3 protein-coding genes and 1 pseudogene are annotated in these 3,520 nt (G+C 39.8%); all 4 read left to right on the top strand.

The genetic code is table 11. The features are described 5' to 3' along the window. Window positions 1-263: 263 nt before the first annotated feature. The 4 genes and pseudogenes from AC3AX0_RS09380 to AC3AX0_RS09365 all read left to right on the top strand — a co-directional run bounded on the left by AC3AX0_RS09380 (window position 264) and on the right by AC3AX0_RS09365 (window position 3,359). Window positions 264-1,547 (top strand): acetyl-CoA hydrolase/transferase family protein, encoded by a 1,284-nt coding sequence (locus AC3AX0_RS09380; RefSeq protein WP_487550032.1) that lies wholly within the window; start codon window positions 264-266, stop codon window positions 1,545-1,547. Window positions 1,548-1,551: 4 nt separating this feature from the next. Then, a complete protein-coding gene (locus AC3AX0_RS09375) occupies window positions 1,552-2,748 on the top strand; it encodes an L-lactate MFS transporter (protein ID WP_487550031.1) in 1,197 nt (398 codons plus the stop codon). A 106-nt stretch (window positions 2,749-2,854) separates the two neighbouring features. After that, window positions 2,855-3,256, top strand: a pseudogene (locus AC3AX0_RS09370) (aromatic acid exporter family protein); the annotation flags it as partial. Window positions 3,257-3,290: 34 nt separating this feature from the next. Further along, window positions 3,291-3,359 carry a hypothetical protein gene (locus AC3AX0_RS09365; RefSeq protein ID WP_487550033.1) on the top strand — a complete coding sequence of 23 codons (69 nt, stop codon included), beginning with the start codon at window positions 3,291-3,293 and terminating at the stop codon, window positions 3,357-3,359. The last annotated feature ends 161 nt before the right edge of the window (window positions 3,360-3,520 follow it).

The following is a 3,520-nucleotide window of genomic DNA, read 5'->3' as shown; positions in this document are numbered from 1 at the left end:
GTGGAGAAAGTACGAAGTAGAACTACTAAATTCGGTTATATGTATGCAGAACATATATCACTTAAGATTCATAGGCCAACCATACCTTTGAATCTTAGGCCGTACCAACAGTTACGGCAAATATTACTAACCTAACAATTCAGCGATGTTTCAATCATAGCTGAAACACAGCGACTATGTCGCACCGGCCTCTACAGGCTGATTAAAAGGGCTTTAAGCCCTTTTTCTATAACCAAAATCATTTCAAATATAAAGGAGCTGTTATGAAAAATCTATATAAATCAAAATTAACTAATGCTGAAGAAGCTGTAAAAATCGTAAAATCAAACGACAGAGTAGTATTGGGTCACTGTGTAGGTGAACCACAAATACTAGTAGATGCACTTATGAATAGAAAAGAAGAACTAAGAAATGTTGAAATAGTACATATGGTTCCACTGGGAAAATCAGAATACTGCTCAGAGAATATGGACGGCCACTTCAGACACAACGGCATATTCATGGGAGGACCAACTAGAAAAAGTCTTCACAATGGTTTTTCTGACTATACACCATGCTTTTTCTTCGAAGTACCAAGACTTTTTGAAAAGGGCTACCTGCCAGTAGATGTTGCAATGATTACAGTAAGCACTCCTGACGAGCATGGTTTCGTAAGTCTTGGAACTTCGGTAGATTATTCATTGATGGCTGCGAAGAAAGCTAAGGTTCTAATAGCAGAAGTAAATGACAGGATGATAAAAACCTACGGAAATTCCTTCATCCATATATCTGAGATAGACCATATCATTGAGTCAAGCTATGAACTGCCGACACTTGAGCCAAAACCTATCACGGATCTGGAAAGAATAATAGGCGAAAACTGTGCAGATCTCATAGAGGATGGTTCAACACTTCAACTAGGAATAGGTTCAATCCCTGATGCAGTACTTCTTTTCCTTAAGGATAAAAAAGATCTTGGAATACATTCTGAAATGATATCCGATGGTGTTGTGGATCTTTTCAATGCTGGAGTAATAACAAACGACCAGAAGAGCATCAATAAAGGCAAGATGATAGTAACCTTCCTCATGGGTACACAAAAACTTTATGATTTTGCACACAATAATCCGGAACTGGAAATGCACCCGGTAGACTATACAAATAATCCTTCAGTTGTGAGTCAAAACAGTAAAATGGTTTCAATTAATTCATGTGTTCAATTAGATCTTATGGGTCAGATTAACTCAGAAACAATAGGCCCAAAACAGTTTAGTGGTGTAGGCGGACAGGTTGACTTTGTCAGAGGAGCAAGTATGTGTCCAGATGGAAAGTCCATTATAGCAATACCTTCAACAGCAAAAGGTGGCAAGGTGTCCAGAATAGTACCTACCCTTGACGAAGGATCTGCAGTTACAACATCAAGAAATGATGTAAATTATGTTGTGACGGAATTCGGAGTAGCTGATCTTAGAGGAAAGACACTGAAACAAAGAGCAGAAGCATTAATCAATATAGCCCATCCCGTTTTCAGGGAAGATTTGAAAAAAGCCATGCATGCAGGAGGATAATTGTATGAAGAATAAAGGTATAATTGCATTAATTGCAGGATTTATGATAAACATGTCCTTTGGAGTATTATATTCATGGAGTATATTCTCCCTGAACCTTACAGAAACACTAGGTTGGACTAAAACAAGTGCCTCACTGCCATACACTACGGCAATATTCATGTTTGCACTTATGATGATACCGGCCGGAAAGCTCCAGGACAAATTCGGCGGAAGAAAAATTGCAGCAATAGGAGGAATCCTAACAGGAACTGGATTCATACTTTCAAGCATATTCACAAGTGTACAGGGAATGTGTATTACCTTCGGAATGCTTACAGGGTCAGGAATAGGAATAGGCTATGCAGCAGTTACACCATCTGTTGTTAAATGGTTCGATGACAGCAAGAAGGGTCTTATAACAGGAATAGTGGTAAGTGGATTCGGTCTTTCAACAATCTACATGGCTCCACTTACAAACTGGATGATAAAGGAATTCGGTCTTTTCACATCATTCAGGATTCTTGGAATTGCATTCATAATACTTGTAACTTCCCTTTCACAGCTTCTATTTGACAAGGAAAGCCAGGCAGGAAAAGCATCTGAAGCAACTTCCAAGGACTTGTCATGGAAAGACATTATAAAGACAAAGGAATTCATCATGCTGTGGATCATGTTTGCATCGGGAGCACTTGGGGGACTAATGATAATAGGCCACCTTTCAAAGATTGCAGCAATCCAGCTTGGAAGCAACATAGGATTTATACTGGTTGCACTAACCGCAATTTTCAACGCCACTGGAAGACCAATATCGGGAGTCCTTTCAGACAGGATTGGAAGGACAAAAACAATGGTAATCCTTTCCCTTGCACAAGGCGCAATATTCTTGTTCTTTGGCAAACTGAACACTTTTACCTCACTCATGTTTGGAGCAGCAGTAGTAACCTTCACCTATGGAGGAAACTTCGCAGTTTATCCTTCGGCAATTTCCGACATGTTTGGAAAGAAAAACTTCGGTCTGAACTACGGAATACTGTTTTCAGCCTGGGGAATAGGCGGAGTTGCAGGTCCATTGCTGGCAGGAAAGGTAGTAGACATTTTCGGAAGCTACACATCGGCTTATATCATAGCAGCAGCACTTAGCATATTCTCCTCTGCAATAGGCATTATCCTTTATAATATGGAGAAAAACAGCAAAACATTGTCAAGCCAGGCTTCGTAGCCGCAAGGCACGATCTATTAATAAATTCAAAGATAAACATGGAAAAGAGCCGATTTTCGGCTCTTTTCCACTATTCAGGAACAGGTCAAACACAGGAGGCGAACCATTGAAAAAGCTTATTCTTAAGTCACTGAAAACCGTACTGGGAGTCGCATTGTCCATATTCCTGGCAGAAACAGCAGGACTCAAGTACAGTCCAACGGCTGGAATCATCTGCCTGGTCAGCATTTTCGATACAAGAAAGCAGACATACACAATAAGGTTGAAAAGGATTACAACCTCATTACTTGCAATGATTCTGTCATTCGTAATATTCCACATTGCAGGTCACAATCTACCCGCACTTGTCTTGTTCTTGGTTGTATTCGTACCGATGTCCACCTATTTCAACGCCTCCGAAGGCATTGTGGTAGGCACGGTTCTGGTCAGCCACATATACAGTTTGCATTCACTGGGTTTGGAAATTCTAGTCAATGAAATCGCACTCCTCATCATTGGAATTGCAACGGTCTGGCTCATGAGCGGAATTCGAGAACAGGGCCATACTGCTGCGCTATTTCAACGATATACAGTATTTCCTTGAGATAAAATCCAACTTCTCAAACAAGTAAAATAAAGCTACAAGAGAATGCAATAAAATAGAGCCAAAATCGGCTCTATTTTTATCTACTGTTAGTAATTAGTGTCTCCTGAATAAGTAGTATTTTTATTAAACTGCTATCGCAAAAGGATATTTGCTGAAAAACAGCAAATTCCAAACAAATTCCAAAAA

It is taken from the genome of Dethiosulfatibacter sp., assembly GCF_983023055.1.
This window is presented reverse-complemented; position numbering and strand designations above follow the sequence as displayed.